Annotated in this window: 20 protein-coding genes; 10 read left to right on the top strand and 10 right to left on the bottom strand. The window is 70.1% G+C overall.

Annotated elements, in window-relative coordinates:
• Nucleotides 1-32: 32 nt before the first annotated feature.
• Nucleotides 33-605 carry a DinB family protein gene (locus tag HNR15_RS15985; RefSeq protein ID WP_179483299.1) on the top strand — a complete coding sequence of 191 codons (573 nt, stop codon included), beginning with the start codon at nt 33-35 and terminating at the stop codon, nt 603-605.
• A gap of 40 nt (nt 606-645) precedes the next feature.
• Here the strand turns inward: HNR15_RS15985 and HNR15_RS15980 are convergent, their stop codons facing one another.
• Together HNR15_RS15980 and HNR15_RS15975 are read right to left on the bottom strand one after the other, a co-directional pair.
• The gene (locus HNR15_RS15980) at nt 646-1,266 is read right to left on the bottom strand and encodes a maleylpyruvate isomerase N-terminal domain-containing protein (RefSeq protein WP_179483298.1); all 621 of its coding nucleotides are present in this window, start codon (nt 1,264-1,266) and stop codon (nt 646-648) included.
• Entirely contained in the window at nt 1,263-1,769 is a 507-nt protein-coding gene (locus tag HNR15_RS15975; RefSeq protein WP_179483297.1) for a DUF1203 domain-containing protein, read from the bottom strand. Before HNR15_RS15975 ends, HNR15_RS15980 begins: the two co-directional genes overlap by 4 nt.
• Before the next feature lie 157 nt (nt 1,770-1,926).
• On the opposite strand from HNR15_RS15975, the gene HNR15_RS15970 reads away from it, so the two are divergent.
• Nucleotides 1,927-2,889: an SGNH/GDSL hydrolase family protein gene (locus tag HNR15_RS15970; RefSeq protein WP_179483296.1), complete on the top strand. Its 963-nt coding sequence runs from the start codon at nt 1,927-1,929 to the stop codon at nt 2,887-2,889.
• Nucleotides 2,890-2,962: 73 nt separating this feature from the next.
• Here the strand turns inward: HNR15_RS15970 and HNR15_RS15965 are convergent, their stop codons facing one another.
• Nucleotides 2,963-3,919, bottom strand: coding sequence for a quinone oxidoreductase family protein (locus HNR15_RS15965; RefSeq protein ID WP_179483295.1), 957 nt, complete (start codon nt 3,917-3,919; stop codon nt 2,963-2,965).
• Between the two features lie 107 nt (nt 3,920-4,026).
• Between HNR15_RS15965 and HNR15_RS15960 the strand changes: the two genes are divergently transcribed.
• Nucleotides 4,027-4,527 carry a GNAT family N-acetyltransferase gene (locus HNR15_RS15960; RefSeq protein WP_179483294.1) on the top strand — a complete coding sequence of 167 codons (501 nt, stop codon included), beginning with the start codon at nt 4,027-4,029 and terminating at the stop codon, nt 4,525-4,527.
• On the opposite strand, the gene HNR15_RS15955 is transcribed toward HNR15_RS15960, so the two are convergent.
• A complete protein-coding gene (locus tag HNR15_RS15955; RefSeq protein WP_179483293.1) occupies nt 4,509-5,429 on the bottom strand; it encodes an LLM class flavin-dependent oxidoreductase in 921 nt (306 codons plus the stop codon). The genes HNR15_RS15960 and HNR15_RS15955 overlap by 19 nt on opposite strands.
• Nucleotides 5,429-5,611 (bottom strand): hypothetical protein, encoded by a 183-nt coding sequence (locus tag HNR15_RS15950; protein ID WP_218883770.1) that lies wholly within the window; start codon nt 5,609-5,611, stop codon nt 5,429-5,431. Before HNR15_RS15950 ends, HNR15_RS15955 begins: the two co-directional genes overlap by 1 nt.
• A 70-nt stretch (nt 5,612-5,681) precedes the next feature.
• Between HNR15_RS15950 and HNR15_RS15945 the strand changes: the two genes are divergently transcribed.
• From HNR15_RS15945 to HNR15_RS15935, 3 genes are read left to right on the top strand one after another with little or no spacing between them, the layout of a single operon-like run.
• Entirely contained in the window at nt 5,682-6,299 is a 618-nt protein-coding gene (locus HNR15_RS15945) for a TetR/AcrR family transcriptional regulator (RefSeq protein WP_343048566.1), read from the top strand.
• A 35-nt stretch (nt 6,300-6,334) separates the two neighbouring features.
• A complete protein-coding gene (locus HNR15_RS15940) occupies nt 6,335-6,637 on the top strand; it encodes a cold shock domain-containing protein (RefSeq protein ID WP_179483292.1) in 303 nt (100 codons plus the stop codon).
• Nucleotides 6,634-7,212: a HutD family protein gene (locus tag HNR15_RS15935; protein WP_179483291.1), complete on the top strand. Its 579-nt coding sequence runs from the start codon at nt 6,634-6,636 to the stop codon at nt 7,210-7,212. Before HNR15_RS15940 ends, HNR15_RS15935 begins: the two co-directional genes overlap by 4 nt.
• A gap of 102 nt (nt 7,213-7,314) precedes the next feature.
• Here the strand turns inward: HNR15_RS15935 and HNR15_RS15930 are convergent, their stop codons facing one another.
• Together HNR15_RS15930 and HNR15_RS15925 are read right to left on the bottom strand one after the other, a co-directional pair.
• A complete protein-coding gene (locus HNR15_RS15930) occupies nt 7,315-8,061 on the bottom strand; it encodes a Type 1 glutamine amidotransferase-like domain-containing protein (protein ID WP_179483290.1) in 747 nt (248 codons plus the stop codon).
• A 20-nt stretch (nt 8,062-8,081) separates the two neighbouring features.
• Entirely contained in the window at nt 8,082-8,660 is a 579-nt protein-coding gene (locus HNR15_RS15925; protein WP_218883769.1) for a TetR/AcrR family transcriptional regulator, read from the bottom strand.
• Nucleotides 8,661-8,785: 125 nt separating this feature from the next.
• Between HNR15_RS15925 and HNR15_RS15920 the strand changes: the two genes are divergently transcribed.
• Nucleotides 8,786-10,375 carry an MFS transporter gene (locus tag HNR15_RS15920; protein WP_218883768.1) on the top strand — a complete coding sequence of 530 codons (1,590 nt, stop codon included), beginning with the start codon at nt 8,786-8,788 and terminating at the stop codon, nt 10,373-10,375.
• Nucleotides 10,376-10,501: 126 nt separating this feature from the next.
• The gene (locus tag HNR15_RS15915; protein WP_179483288.1) at nt 10,502-11,326 is read left to right on the top strand and encodes a transglutaminase-like domain-containing protein; all 825 of its coding nucleotides are present in this window, start codon (nt 10,502-10,504) and stop codon (nt 11,324-11,326) included.
• Nucleotides 11,327-11,414: 88 nt separating this feature from the next.
• Here the strand turns inward: HNR15_RS15915 and HNR15_RS15910 are convergent, their stop codons facing one another.
• Both HNR15_RS15910 and HNR15_RS15905 read right to left on the bottom strand, forming a co-directional pair.
• Nucleotides 11,415-11,564 carry a GPGG-motif small membrane protein gene (locus HNR15_RS15910; RefSeq protein ID WP_179483287.1) on the bottom strand — a complete coding sequence of 50 codons (150 nt, stop codon included), beginning with the start codon at nt 11,562-11,564 and terminating at the stop codon, nt 11,415-11,417.
• 142 nt (nt 11,565-11,706) lie between these two features.
• Nucleotides 11,707-12,489 (bottom strand): PIG-L family deacetylase, encoded by a 783-nt coding sequence (locus tag HNR15_RS15905; RefSeq protein WP_179483286.1) that lies wholly within the window; start codon nt 12,487-12,489, stop codon nt 11,707-11,709.
• Nucleotides 12,490-12,565: 76 nt separating this feature from the next.
• Between HNR15_RS15905 and HNR15_RS15900 the strand changes: the two genes are divergently transcribed.
• Entirely contained in the window at nt 12,566-14,032 is a 1,467-nt protein-coding gene (locus HNR15_RS15900) for a cytosine permease (RefSeq protein ID WP_218883767.1), read from the top strand.
• A gap of 1 nt (nt 14,033) precedes the next feature.
• A complete protein-coding gene (locus tag HNR15_RS15895; protein ID WP_343048565.1) occupies nt 14,034-14,513 on the top strand; it encodes a nucleoside deaminase in 480 nt (159 codons plus the stop codon).
• A 2-nt stretch (nt 14,514-14,515) separates the two neighbouring features.
• On the opposite strand, the gene HNR15_RS15890 is transcribed toward HNR15_RS15895, so the two are convergent.
• Complete coding sequence (locus HNR15_RS15890) at nt 14,516-15,154, bottom strand: nucleoside/nucleotide kinase family protein (protein ID WP_343048564.1); 639 nt, start codon at nt 15,152-15,154, stop codon at nt 14,516-14,518.
• Nucleotides 15,155-15,165 lie beyond the last annotated feature (11 nt).

Here is a 15,165-nt window from a genome sequence, read left to right as displayed (position 1 = left end):
GGGGACCCGCCGGGCGGGGAATGATGGTGCTCATGAGCGCCGACGACCGAGCGCGGGCCGGGCTCGGGGGCACGCTGCCGCCGCTGGCCGGCGAGGACTTCACCTGCGAGCGGTGCGGCCTCAGCTACCCGCAGGTGTCGCTCGACCGAGCCGTCGCGCTGATCGCGGGGGTGCCCGATCTGGTGAGGAGAGCGGTGGCTCCGTTGTCACCTGAGGCTCGGCGGCGCCGATCGGGGCCGGGGCTGTGGTCGGTCACGGAGTACGTGTGTCACCTGCGCGACGTGTACGCCGCGTACACGATCCGGCTGCACCGCGCGCGTACCGAGGACGAGCCGGTGCTGGAGCCGATGCTGAACGATCTGCGGGCCCGCAGGTTTCGCTACAACGACCTCGACGTCGACGCGGTGATCGCGGAACTGCAGGCGACGGCCACGGGGTTCCGCGAAGAAGTGGCGCGGACCGGGCCGGAGCATTGGGATCGGCGCATCACGCGGCTGCCCGGTGAGAGCCGCACCGCTCTGTGGCTGGTGCGCCAGGCCGCACACGAGGGGCAGCACCATCTCGAGGACATCCGGCAGGTCGTGGCTCACGTGAGTGGTGCGTGAGACTCCGCCTCCGCCCCCGTCGCTCCGTGGGTCGGGGCGCTCAGGCCACGATGCTGAATCCGGGTGGCAGGTCAGCCCGTCCGGTGAGCGCGCGCAGCATCTGCGGGCCGCGGCCGGCGCGGGCCGCGATGCGACCGGCCAACGCGCACGTCTCGTTCAGCGACGCCGGTGTGAAGGTGGTCGGCAGGTCGGCCGCGGCGCCGATGTCGAGGCCGTGCACCACCAGCTCGAACGTGCGGGTCGGAAGGTAGGCGTCGACGGTCATCCCGCCGGCGATGGTCGTGATCACCGCGGCCGGGTCGGCCGAGGCGAGCTCGGCGCCGACCTGGTCCACGAGTGCGCCGAACCCCGCTGCGGGATCGTCGCCGAGGGCCCGCCCCGCCTGACGACCCCGCTCGAGGACGGCCTCCGGATCGACCTGCCGGCCGCTGAGCAGCACCTGGGCGAAGTAGGCCTCCGGTGAGGCCTGGTCGATGCGTTCGGCGGGCTGGTGCAGGTAGGTCAACACGGTGGTGAGCGCTCGACCGGTGTGGCCGACCAGTGAGCGCAGGTCCCAGTCGCCGAGCCCGGGACCGTCCCAGGCATCGGGACCGATCCGCCCGACCAGGTCGACCACCGAGGCTGCGGCCTGCAGATAGCTCTCGGCGTTCTGCGTCCTCACGCCGGATCGTCTCCCGAAGCGTGACCCGCGCCGACCGCGTACATGAAGCACTGCGAGTCGAGGTTGCGCACGTGCACCGTCGCGACATCCGCGTGCGACAACAGTCGCTGGATGATCGGCTCGAGCGCGACCTGGTCCGGCACGACCGTGTTGTGCTCGTAGTTCTTGGTGTCGTCCGCGCGGTAGGTGCGCAGCAGTCGCGGACCGGTCGACAGCTGCGCGGGAAGCCGCTCGGACGTCGGATAGCCGTCGCAGGGCGCGGCGTGGATGTAGACGGGCCCGACCTCGGTCCATACCGACGGATGGTCGAACGGCGCGTACGAGATGAGGGCGATGTGCTCTCCTGGCTCGGCGTAGCGCAGGCAGCAGCGCAGGGGCTCGCCCTGTCCGGTGGCGGCGAACGGGGCCACCTGGTTGCCGTGCCCGTCCGCATCGTTGCGGCGCACCTCGTCCAGGCGGGTGCGGTCGATGGCCCGCACGAGCAGGTCGGTGGCGGTGTCCATGTGTCCCACTGTGGCAGCCGGACGGGAGCTGCGCTGGCGGAAAATCGACATTGCGTTCAGGGTCCGGAAGTCGCCGGTTCGGGGCTGTCCAGGCAGGTGGCCGTGCTACTTTCCGAAACGGTTCGGGGCACATCGGTTCTACGGAGAGTAGGCATTCATGCGCGTTCCAGTCCTTCGGCATTCTCGGCGGAACATCCTCGCTCTGACCGCGACGGCGGCGCTGAGCGTGGGGGTCGCCGTGCCGTCCCTCGCGGCGACGGCACACCCGGCTCAACCGGCCCACTGGGGCTCCTCGCACCAGCGGCCCGTCGTGCCGGGCTCGGACTATCTGGCCCTGGGCGACTCGGTGGCCTTCGGCTACCGCGAGCCCACGACCTTCCCGCCGCCAAACTACCTGGACCCCACGAGCTTCGTCGGTTACCCCGAGGAGGTCGGCACCGCGCTCGGGGTGCGGGTCACGAATGCCACCTGCCCGGGTGAGACCTCCGGCAGTCTCATCAACACGGCCACCCCGAGCTACGCGTGCGAGACGCCCGCGGGATACCGCACCAACTTCCCGCTGCACGTGACCTACCGCAGCAAGACCGAGAGCCAGCTGACCTTCGCGGTGGACTTCCTGAAGAAGCACCACAACACCCGCCTGGTGACGCTCGGCATCGGCGCGAACGACGCGTTCCTGTGCCAGGCGCAGCACGGCGGCACCTGCACCGGCACGGCGTTGGCGACCACGCTCGCCGGGATCAGCAAGAACGTGAGCACGATCCTGTCCACCCTGCGCCAGCAGGCGCGCTACTCCGGCCAGATCGTGATCGTGAACTACTACTCGACGAACTATTCCTCGGCCACCGCGAGCGCGGGCAGCGTGGCGCTCAACCAGGTCATGGACACGGCCGCCAAGCCGTACGGCGTCCGGATCGCCGACGGGTACGCCGCGTTCCAGAACGCCGCACTGCACTCCGGTGGAGACAGCTGCGCGGCAGGTCTGCTGACGCAGCTGTTCCCGCACCAGACTGCGACGTCGAGCGGTGCCCAGAGCGGCTGCGGGGTGCACCCCAGCGTCGCCGGCCAGGACGTGCTGGCCCACACCGTCGAGGCGAGCGTCAAGAAGTCCTACCGCTGAGTGACCCGTTGCGGGGCCGGGGTACGCCGCCAGTCGCGGCTCCGGCCCGGCCCCGTGACGAGCGCACGCCGCCTCAGGGCAGCAGCGCCAGCTTGCCGCCCGGGTGCCCCGACGTGAGCAGTTCCAGCGCTTGGAGCGCGTCCGCCAGCGGGTAGGTGCCTGCCATGGGCACGACCAGATCGCCGTCGCCCGCGAGTCGAATCAGGTGCGCGCGCACCCCGTCCCGGTATGTCGCGCTCGCCGGCATGGCTCCGCCGATGACACGGATGCCCTCCTGCTCGGCGCGGTCGAAGGCGGCGATGGTGACGATGCGATCCCGGTCCTCGACGAGGGCCAACGAGACATCGACGGCCTCATCGGTGCCGACACAGTCGAGCGCTGCGGCGATGCCCTCGGGGGCCAGGTCGCGCACGCGGTCCTGCAGTCCCTCGCCGTAGGCGACCGGAATGCCGTCGAACCGCCGCACGGTGTCGACGCTCTTCTCGCCCGCGGTGCCGATCACGCGCGCGCCGATCAGTCGCGCCTGCTGCAGCAGGCTGACCCCGACGGCTCCGGACGCACCGTGCACCAGGACGGTGTCGCCTCTCGCGACTCCCGTGACATGCAACATCTCCGATGCCGTCGTCCCGGCGAGCAGCAGGTTGGCAGCCTCGGGGAACGAGAGTCCGGCTGGTTTAGCGAAGACGTCGCGGGCAGGGACCGTGATACTCGACGCGTACCCGCCCGCGACCCGGAAGGCGAGCACCTCATCCCCGACGGCCCCGGCGCCGGAAGCGATCTGAGTGTTCGGTCCTAACGCCGAGATGACACCGGCGACCTCGTAGCCGATGGCCACCGGCAACGCATCCCGGTCGCCGCTGCGGGCGATGTGTTTGTAGTCGGCCGGGTTCATCCCGGCGGCCCGTACGTCGATGGTGACCTCGCCCTCGGCGGGTGCGGGCACGTCGGTCTCCTCCAACCGCAGCACGTCGAGATCGCCGTAGTCCGTGGCGACCCAGTGCTGGGCGGTGTGCTGCGTGTTGTCTGTCATGTCTTCATTCAAGCCCTGGTCGGCGCGGCCGCCTCGGCCGGGCGTGTCCTGGAGCGTCCTCTCGAAAACACCTGGCGGTGGTCCTCGCTCGAGGCTTGGCTGGGGCCGTGACCTCTTCGCCGCAGATCAAGACGTTCACGACCCGGGACTGGGAGCAGGTGTGGCCCATCGTTCATGAGGTCGCTCTGGAGCAGGAGACGTTCGCCTACGACCCCGCGATGTCCGAACGCGCGGCGCGTTCGATGTGGATCGTGGGACCTCCCGGGCGGACGACGGTGGCGCGTTCGGGCGGTCGCGTCGTCGGCACCGCGAACATGTACGCGAATCGGCCGGGGCCGGGTCACCACATCGCCAGCGGCAGTTTCATGGTCGCGCGTTCAGCTCGGGGCCGAGGCGTGGGCCGGGCCCTGGTGCGGGACGCTCTGCGGTGGGCGACCGTGACCGGGTTCGCGGGGATGCAGTTCAACGCGGTCGTCGAGGGGAACGAGGCCGCAGAGCGGCTGTACGCCGACCTGGGATTCGTGACCATCGGCACCGTCCCCGGCGCGTTCGAGTCCCCGACCCGCGGCCGCGTCGGACTACGTGTGCTCTACCGGCCGCTGCCCTGATCCTGTGCTGAGCCGTCCGAGCCGCCCGGAGCGAAGTCCCCGATGATCTCCTCGACGACCCGCCGCACGATGCCGTCGCCGTACGGCGCACCGAGCCTGAGGACGATGTGCGTGAAGCCGCCTCCCAACGCCTCGGCGATCGCGTCGCGTGTCGTGTGCGGCTCGTCCAAGGAGGCGGAGAGCACTACGGAACGGGTGATCTCGGCCGGGTCACGGCCGATCTCGGCACAGAACCGGTCGAGCATCGCGCTGCGGTCGCGCGCATCGGCGATGTCTCCGCCCGGGATGTTCCAGACGTCGGCGTGCTCCGCGACGACTCGCAGGGTCGCGATCGAACGCCCGCCGATGACGATGGGCGGTCCCGGCCGTTGCACGGGCTTGGGGTTGCCGAACGCGCCCTCCAGGTGGTGGTAGGCGCCGTCGAAATCGAACGGGGCGTCCTGCGTCCAGAGCTGCCGGATGATCGTGCACGCCTCGGCCAGACTGCCGACCGCGTGGGCCGAGTCGTGGTACGGCAGCCCGTGAGCCACGTACTCGCGCCGGGCGATCGGGACGCTCGGCCGCGATCCGGCGCCGATGCCGAAGTCGAGTCGGCCGCCGGAGACGATGTCGACGGTGGTCGCGATCGTCGCCAGCACCGCCGGCGGCCGGAACCGGTTGCTCGTGACCATCAGGCCGAGTCGCAGGCGGCTGGTCTGAGCGGCGAGCGCTGACAGCAGCGTCCACCCCTCGAAGATCGGGCCGTCCAGGTCACCCCCGATGGGCATGAGGTGGTCGAACAGCCACGCGTGCTCGATCGCGGGGATGTCGTCGGCCTCGCGCCACACCCGGAGGAGGTCGTCGTAGCCGACGTTCATCGGCGGGGTCATGATCCCGAAGTTCGGTCGTGCTGTGGTGGCCATCAGCGGCGCCGCGGCGAGGCATCGGCGATGGACGGGCGGGTGTCGATCCCCACCTCGAGCGCGGCGTCGAGGATCGCGGACGCGTCCTCCTGCGTCGTACGGCCGTTCGCGCCGAACTTTATCGCACCGAGCGACAGTGTGCTGACCTGGACACCGGTCCGGCCGAGTGGGCGGTACCGCATGAGCATCTCCTCTGGTGGCATGATGGAAACGGAACGTTGCTCCGACACTATACGGAGCAGCGTTCCGGTTGTGAAGAGGGTGGTGGAGATCGAGGTGAGCGACGAGGTGACGTCGTCGACCGTGCGCAAGCGTGCGGACGCGCGCCGGAACGAGCAGACGCTGCTCGACGCGGCCGCCGCGGTCTTCGTGGCGCGCGGCGTCGATGCCCCCGTCCGGGCGATCGCCGCGGAGGCCGGCGTCGGGATGGGCACGATCTACCGGCATTTCCCGACCCGTGCGGACCTGGTCATCGGCGTCTACCGCCACCAGATCGAGGCGCTCGTGGACGCCGCGCCGCGGCTGCTCGCCGATCTCGCGTCGCCCGCAGACGCCCTCGCGGCATGGATGGACGGGTTCGTGGACTTCCTCGTCACCAAGCACGGACTGGCCGGTGCGCTGCGGTCGGAGGAGGCGAGTTTCGACTCGCTCCATGCCTACTTCCTCGACCGGCTTGTCCCGGCCTGCGCCTCGCTGCTCGATGCGGCGACTCAGGCAGGCGAGACACGCAGCGACGTCGACGCCCTCACGCTCATGCACGCCGCCGGCAACCTCTGCATCGGTGTCGAGAGCGGCGGGGACGCGGCGTACGACGCGCACCGGATGGTCGGCCTGCTCATCACCGGGCTACGACGCTCGTCGCCTACCTGACCCGCACGCGGGCGGCCCTAGGTCATCCTGGGCGGATGAGGACACCGGGCACCGTGCGTTTCTGGTCCGACGACGAGGGGTGGGGAGTCATCGATTCTCCGGACACCCCGGGCGGCTGCTGGACCAGTTTCAGCCACGTTGCCGTCGAGGGGTTCAAGTCCCTCACCGCCGGCGAGCTCGTGGAACTGGAGTGGGAGGCGCCGGGCCAGGACGGGTACTCCTTCCGGGCCGTCCGGGCCTGGCCCGTCGGGAAGGAGCCGAACGAGTCTCCCGCCTCCGACGTCCCCGGTCCCGCCTACGGGAGCAGCGTGTCCATCAGCTGGGATGAGGAAGGGTGACAGCGGCTGAAGGCGGGGCGGCGCGGATCCTTCGGTTCGAGGACCTGCAGGTGTCCCCGTGGGCGAACGGTCTGGGGGAGACCCGTGAGCTCGCCGCGTACCGCACGACGGACGGCGCGCTCGTCTGGCGCCTCAGTATCGCGACCATCGCGGCGGCGTCCGACTTCTCGGCGCTGTCGGGTGTGGACAGGCGGCTCATGAATCTCGGCGACGGTCCTCTCTCGCTGGTGGTCGGCGACGACCCGGTCACGGTGCCCCGCCACGAGGTGGTCTCGTTCCGCGGTGAGGACGCCGTGCGCGCGCTGCACGCGAACGGCTACGACCTCAATGTCATGACGGGTCGCGGGCGGGCGACCAGCAGCCTCGGGACGGTGCGCATTCAGGGGTCCGCTGTGCTCGCCGGTACGGCACCCGCGTTACTCGCGGTCGTCGCCTTGGACGGTTCACCCGTCGTCACGGTCGGTGATGGCGTCGCCGCACTCCTACCGCTGGACTGCCTTCTCGCGACTCCGGGCCGCGACATCGCGGTGGACGGTGATTCCACGGTGGCGGTGGTGCGCATCGCGCCGACCTAAGGGCCCACGCGATGTCGTCGTGGACACTCGGGTGGGCCGCCCGCGCCCGGGAGGGACCAGGTGGTGCCGTCGTGCGCCGCGCACCTCGGCGCGGCCGTATTCTCACCTGCGGCCGCCCGCTCGGGCGGGCAGGCGGCGTACGTCCAGGGCATCCTCACGCACCGTGTCGCCGTCGCGCTGCACGACGTACGCGCCCGCACCGCTCTCGGCGACCGCCTCGACGAGTTCCGTTCCGCTGTAGAGCAGTCCGACCCCGTCGTCGGTGCAGTGGGTCGGGCCTAGCGTGCCGTCGGCGACCAGGCGGTGGATCAGGGGACGGCGCCGCTCCTCGCTGTCGTAGTGCACACCGTTGCCGTAGGGCAGGAAGGCCAGCCCGTCGGTCACCGGCGCGAGCTGCGGGCCGAACGAATCCGTCGTACCGCCCTGATACCAGCAGATCGACCCGGCGCTCACCCCGGTGAGGACGACGCCCGCCTGCCATGCGCGGTGCAGGATCGCGTCGAGTCCGTGGGCCCGCCAGACGGCGAGGAGGTTGACGACCGAGCCGCCCATCACCCAGATGACGTCCTGGGAGAGGAGGTGGGCTTCGACGTCCGCGACGTTGGGCATTCCGAAGAGCTGCAGGTTGGTGTGCTCGTATCCGGCGATACGCCCCGCCTCGGCAAGCCCGTGCATGACGTGCGCCGCGTCCCCGCCCGCCGTGGTGACGGTGCAGACCCGCGGAGCGCGCCCTGCCACGCCGGCGAGGTCGACGGCGTACTGCGTGAGCGGGGTGAACTCGAAGTACGTGCGCTCACCGGGCCGCAGACCGCCGGAGGTCGCGAGGATCGTCGGCTCGTCGGTGGTCACCCGCCGAGTATGCCGACTGCTCAGGCTCTGGTGCCGTAGCGCAGACCGTCGTAGATGAGGTCGACCAGGTTCATCGACACCTGGTCGGCGTCCGGCTGGGTGCTCGCCAGGCAGATCCCACCGAGTGCGCGGGTGAGCTCGGTCGCGCTGGTGTCCGCGCGGATCACGCCCGCCGCGATGGCGGGGGCGAGGACCACGTCGGCGGAGTGCAGCAGCTTCGCGCGAATTGCCTCGAACGGCTCGTGATTGGTGTTCATCATCGACCGCAGCAGGTGGATGATGCCGCGCTTGACGGCGTAGAAGTCGACGAACTCGCGCATCCACTCATGCAGGGCCTCACCCGAATCCGGGCGCCGCGCAAGCTCATCCGAGCGCTGCGCCAGGTCGTCGACGCGAGCGGCATAGACGGCGAGGACGAGGTCCTCGCGGGTGGGGAAGTGGCGGTAGAGGGTGCCGATGCCGACCCCGGCGGTCCGCGCGATGTCATCGAGGGGGACATCGACGCCGTTCGCCGCGAATGCGTCAGCGGCGGTGTCGATCAGCAGCCGACGGTTGCGTGCGGCATCGGCGCGCAGCGGCTTCTTCGCCGTAACGGACACGTGATCCACCTTCTCTTGCCGACCCACTTGCACAACCGGAGGAACCCTCCGTATAGTCGTGCAAGCGGAGTTCTTCTCCGTTTCCAGTACGAGGGTACTACTCCTCTGACTCTTAGGACCACTCCATGGCACTCACCACCTCGCCGTCATCCTCGACGCAGTCCGCCCCGGGCGGCACGTCGACCACCGCGCCCGTCGGCGCTCGCAGCCGCGGCCGGTGGGGCCGCCGCTCCGCCGACCGTTCTGCGCGCCCTGCCAACCCTGGACTCATCATGGTCGTGGTCCTCGTGACCCAGCTGATGATCGTCCTCGACGCCGCGATCGTGAACATCGCGCTGCCGGACATCCAGACCCAGCTCAAGATGAACCCCGCCAACCTGTCCTGGGTGGTGAACGCCTACACGCTCGCCTTCGGTGGCCTGCTGCTGCTTGGTGCCCGCGCCGGCGACCTCTTCGGCCGGCGTCGCGCGTTCCTCGCGGGACTCGCGATCTTCACCCTGGCGTCCTTCCTCGGCGGCATCGCCCAGGACTCCGCCCTGTTGCTCGCCGCTCGCGGCCTGCAGGGCGTCGGTGCGGCCCTGCTCGCGCCCTCCGCGCTCGCGATCCTGATGTCGAGCGTCAAGCCGGGCCGTGAGCAGACCCGCGCGATCGGCCTCTACACCGTCGTCTCCGCGAGCGGCGCGGCCATCGGCCTGATCGCCGGCGGCGTGCTCACCTCGGTCGCCTCCTGGCGCTGGGTCTTCTTCGTCAACGTGCCCATCGGCATCGTCGTGCTCGCGCTCGGAATCCGGGCCCTGCCGATCTCCAAGATGATCAAGGGCTCCGTGGACGTCGCCGGTGCCGTGCTGGTCACGGCCGGTATGTCGACCCTCGTCTACGGCTTCATCCGCGCCGCCTCCGACGGATGGAGCGACACTCGCACGCTCGCGTCGTTCGCCGTCGGCCTGGTGATGATGGCCGCGTTCATCCTGGTCGAGCGCAGCGCCAAGGCGCCGATCACCCCGCTGCACCTCTTTGCGCACCGGGACCGCTCGATCGCGTACGTCGCCCGCACCCTGCTCGTCGCGGGATCGATGGGCACGTTCTTCTTCATGAGCCAGTTCATGCAGATCGTGCTCGGCTGGACCCCGTGGGAGTCCGGGTTGGCGTTCCTGCCCATCCCGGTGTCGGTCTTCCTGGCCTCGCAGCTCGTCTCGCGGGTCTTCGCGCAGCGCTTCTCCACCAAGGCGATCGCCTCGACGGGTCTGCTGCTCTCGGGCATCGGCCTGACCTGGATGTCGATCCTGGACGTCGGCAGCACCTACGCCACGATGGTGCCCGCTCTGGTGGTCTTCGGACTGGGCAACGGCATCGCGTTCGTGCCGCTCACCACCGCCGGTATCGCCGGCGTAGAGCCCAAGGACACCTCGGTGGCGTCCGGCCTGGTGAGCGTGACCCAGCAGCTCGGCGGCGCCCTCGGGCTCGCGGTGCTGGTGAGCGTCTTCGCCACCGCCGGCAAGGGCCCGGCGGAGACCTCCTCCGCGGGGCGCGCCGCACTCGAGGTCTTCGTGCGGGGCGCGGACCGTGGATTCGTGGTCGCGGGCGGCCTGCTGATCGTCGCGTTCCTGCTGGTGCTGACCGTGATGCGTCGGCCCCAGCTGCCCGAGGCGGACGAGCTGGTGCTCGCCGAGGCCGAGGTCGCCGAACGCGACCGGGCTGCTGCGGTCACCGACTGACGCAGCCGACATACGGGGGAGTCGAGCCGCCGCGCACCCACTCCAGGGTGCGCGGCGGTTCTGCGTGCCCCTGCCGGTAGCGTTCGCTGTCACCGTGCCCCTGCTCGAGCGAGGACGACCACACCGATGAACACCCGCACGCTCGACCTGGGGTGCACCTTCCGTTACTCCTCACTGGCGCCGACGGCGGCGGTCTTCCAGGTGAAGCCGACCGACAATGCGAAGGTCACCCTCTCGAGGGAGTCGTGGACCAACTCCGCGGCGGTGGACAGTCACGACTTCCGTGACGCGTTCGGCAACACCTGCACCCGGCTCGTCCTGCCGCAGGGCATCACCACGTTCGAGTACGCGGTGCGTGCCGAGGTGCCCGACGCACCGGAGGACGTCGACACCGACGCACCCGAGATCTCTCCGGAGCACCTGCCGGATGAGGTGCTGCAGTACACGATCTCCAGCCGCTTCTGCCAGCCGGACGTGCTCGGCACCCACGCGTGGCGGCAGTTCGGCAATCACCCTCGCGGGTACGGCCGGGTGTCGGCGCTGTGCACCTACGTGCACGAATACCTCACGTACACCATCGGATCCACCAACTCGCTGTCGACGTCGGTGGACGCGTGGACGACCGGGCAAGGCGTGTGCCGCGACTTCGCGCACCTGCTCATCACGTTCTGCCGGGCTCTCAACATCCCGGCGCGCTACGTGTTCGGCTACATGCCGGACATCGATCCGCCGATCAACACCGGACCGATGGACTTCCACGCCTGGACCCAGGTCTGGCTGGGCGACCGCTGGTGGGACTTCGACGCGCGGCACGACCGCACGCGCAAAGGGCGGGTGGTGATCGGCCGCGGCCGGGACGCCGCCGACGTGGCTCTCGTGACGACGTACGGCGCTCCGTGGCTGCAGATGATGAGCGTCACGGCACAAGAGAGCAGAGCTACACAGGCCTGAAACACCGAGTGGCATACCTATGTGTCCAGTGGCGCACTCCTAGGGGGTGCACCGGAAACATATGTATGCCACTCGGCACGAGGAACGGTCAGCGCTTGCTGAGGACGCTCCAGCCGCCGGGTCCTACGGCGAGGCCGACCACGATGAGCACGATGCCCAGGATGATGCTGCCCTTGAGAAGGACCACGATGCCGGCGATCACCAGGATGACGGCCAGGATCCACAACAGAAAGCCCACGACACTTGCTCCTTTGCTTGTCGCGACGCGGTTGCCCGCGCGCGTCTGAGACGCGAATTGTCAGGCTATACCCAGGAATTCATCTCCCGGTGGATGCCGTGCCGGTGCGCTGAGCACCGCCTGCGCCCGCCGGCGGCGACGGTCAGGCGAACGGCCACCCCTGCGTCATCCCGGCGGGCCGGCCCGGTTCGACGTAGTACTCGTGCCCGAACGATCCCGCGAACACCTCCGGCGACATCGCCATGAACATCCCGATGTCGCTCACCTGGCTCGCGTGAGCCTGCATCGACGCCCGTTTCACCTCCAGAAAGTCGGACACGTCGACGTCCCAGTGGATCTCGCTCTCCGGTAGACCCATCGGGTTGCCGTCGTCCATCGGCCCGTCGACGTCGAAACCCTGACCCCCCGGAGCGTGCGCCATCAGCGCGCGCATCGCGTCCCTGTTCATGGTGACCTCGAACGCTCGCGGGGTACGGCGTGCGAGGGCCGCGGCCCGGTGCGCGACGTGGTGCACCCGTACGTGATCGGGGTGGCCGTACGCCCCGTGCCAGTCGTAGCCGATCAGGATGTCGGCGTCCTCGTCGTCGAGGATCCGCGCGACCTTGGCGGCCGCCTCCTCGACGTCCGCCCGCGCGAACGCGCCCTCGGCGTCGTTCTGCGCCCACCCGGTCATCCCGGAGTCGGCGTACCCGAGCCACTCGATCCGATCGACGCCGAGCACCCGCCCGGACTCGGCTGCCTCGCGGTGTCGCCGCATCGGCACCGTCTCGTCCTCGGCGAGATCCCCCGCGGCCTCGCCGTGGTCACCGTTGGTGGCGAAGACGATCACGACGCGATGCCCGTCGTGCACCGCGCGGGCGATGCTGCCGGAGGTGGAGCTGGCCTCGTCGTCGGGGTGGGCGTGCAGGAAAACCAGTGTGCTCACCCCGTGAGTATGCCGATCGCCCAGGATTTACGTCGGCGAAACCATCGCCACCGCCTCGAGGCGCCAGACTGGCCCCGTGAGCGCATCCAGCACTGTCGCCAACCCCATCGCCGAGGAGCACTACGGGAGCAAGACCGTCGCCCTCGAACCAGGGGGTGTGGAGTACATCCCGGACAGCGAACGGCACGGCCGTCCCCTGCAGATGCTGTGGACGTGGACCTCTCCCAACCTCGAGTTCGCGACGATCGCCGTGGGCATCATCGGTCCCCTCTTCTTCGGTCTGTCGTTCTGGCAGGCGGCGGCGGCGATCGTGGTGGGTACCGCCCTGGGCTCGGCCACACACGGCGTGCTGTCCAGCTGGGGGCCGCTGAGCGGGCTGGCCCAGATGGTGCTCAGCCGCTCGGGATTCGGCTGGATCGGCAACATCCTTCCGGCGGGCCTGAACGCGCTGGTCGCCGGTGTCGGCTGGTTCGCCGTCAACAGCGTCAGCGGCGCGCTGGCGCTGCATGCACTCGCGGGCGGCATCCCCCGATGGCTGTGCCTGCTGATCATCGTCGCCGCGCAGCTGACGGTCGCGGCGTTCGGGCACAACCTCGTGCACAGCTTCGAGAAGTTCGTGCTTCCGGCTCTCGCCGTCGTCTTCGTGATCGGCGCGGTCATCGCCTTCCACAAGGCGGACCTCAGCACGTCCCACCTGAGTGAGCTGCGCACCGGCAAGACCCTCTTCCCGCCGTTGTCTGTCACCGGCGCGTTCCTGATCGAGGCGGCTGCGGCATTCGGGTACGCGTGCGGCTGGAACCCGTACGCGTCGGACTACACCCGCTACCTGCCGCGCTCCGTCAACCGCGCGCGGACCGGCGGGTACGCCGGACTCGGTGTCTTCCTGTCCTGCGTGGTCCTGGAGTGCGCGGGCGCCGCCATGGTGTTCGTCGTCGCGAAGCCCGCCGTCGACCCCGGCGTCTACACCAGCATGTTCCCCACCTGGCTCGGCAAGCTGACCCTGCTCGGCATCGCCGTCGGCGCCGTCGCGGCCAACGCGCTCAACATCTATTCCGGCGCGATGTCGGCGCTGGCACTCGGGGTGCGCCTGCCGGTGCACCGCGCCCGGATGGTCGTGGCCATGGTCTTCGGCGTCGCGGGTTTCGTGCTCGCCTACTTCGGCCTGGACGACGCCGGCAGCAAGTACGAGAACTTCCTGCTGATCATCTCCTACTGGATCGCCCCCTGGCTGGGCGTCGTGCTGCTGGACCGGCTGCTGCGTCGGGGCCAGGACATCAACGCCCTGGTCCTGGATCGCAGGCACCGCAACTGGGCGGGTCCCATCGCGATGTTCGTCGGCGGAGCCGTGTCGATCTTCCTGTTCTCCAACCAGACCAAGTACCTCGGACCGATCCCCAAGCACCACCCGGTGGTCGGCGACATCACGCCGGTGGTCGGCTTCCTGATCGCGGCCGTCATCTACGGCGTGCTCTACAAGGCCATGGCCGGACAGCCGCGCGCCGACGTACGGCCGGCCGACACCGAGCCCGCGCCGGCAGCCTGAGGTGAGCGCAGGCGGGACCGACCCGCGGGCCACCCGCGGGGACGATCGGGAACTGCTGGGGATCGCCGTCGCCGAGGCGCGGCTCGGGCTGGCGGAGGGCGGCATACCCATCGGCGCAGCACTCGTCGCGGCGAACGGCTCGGTGCTCGGGCGCGGGCACAACCGGCGCGTCCAGGACGGCGACCCGTCGATGCACGGGGAGACGGCGGCGTTCAAGGCCGCCGGACGGCAGTCCACCTACCGCGGCACGACCATGGTGACGTCGCTGTCGCCGTGCTGGTTCTGCAGCGGCCTGGTGCGGCAGTTTGGCATCTCCCGGGTCGTGATCGGGGAGGCTCGCACCTTCCACGGCGGCCACGACTGGCTGGCCGAGCACGGTGTCGAGGTGGTGTTGCTCGACGATCCGGAGTGCGTCGGGCTGATGACCGACTTCATCGCCGCTCACCCGGCGCTGTGGCACGAGGACATCGGCGCCGACTGAGCTCAGTCGGCGCGTACGACGACGTCGGCGGCCCGGCGCGACGCGGCGACGAGCCGGGCGTTGACCTCGTCCGTGCCGAGTGCCCGGTGCGCTGCCTCCTGCGGGGAGCGCCCGAAGTCCTGGTGGCGGCGGGTCAGGCGCTCGCGGCGTACGCCGTCCGGCAGCTCCAGGTACCAGCACTCGTCGAGGCACGCTCGCACCGCGCGCCACGGGTCCTGCTCCAGCAGAAGGTAGTTGCCCTCCGTGATGATCAGTCTGTCGTCGGGTGCGACGGCGATGGCTCCGGCGATCGGGTCCTCGAGGGAGCGATCGAACCGGGGTGCCCACACCGTCGAATCGCTCGCCGCCTGGGCCCGCACCCGGCCGAGGAGATCGGCATAGCCCGCTGCGTCGAAGGTGTGCGGAGCGCCCTTGACGTCGGCCCAGCTGCGGGCGTCGAGCACGGCCTGCGCCAGGTGGTAGCCGTCCATCGGCACGACGACCGCGCGGATCCCGGCCGCGATCGCCCAGCCGTGCACCCGTTCGGCGACCGTCGACTTGCCGGCAGCGGGAGGACCGGTGATGCCGAGGACGATGCGGCCCGCGTCCAGTCGCGGTCGCAGCCTGTCCCAGGCGTGCTCGAGGCCCACCGATGTGCTCACCCGGACAGGCT

Origin of the sequence: Allobranchiibius huperziae, assembly GCF_013410455.1 — a bacterium.
In the GTDB taxonomy this organism is placed as follows: domain Bacteria; phylum Actinomycetota; class Actinomycetes; order Actinomycetales; family Dermatophilaceae; genus Allobranchiibius; species Allobranchiibius huperziae.
The sequence above is the reverse complement of the archived record's forward strand: the minus strand, read 5'-3'. Positions and strand labels throughout refer to the sequence as shown.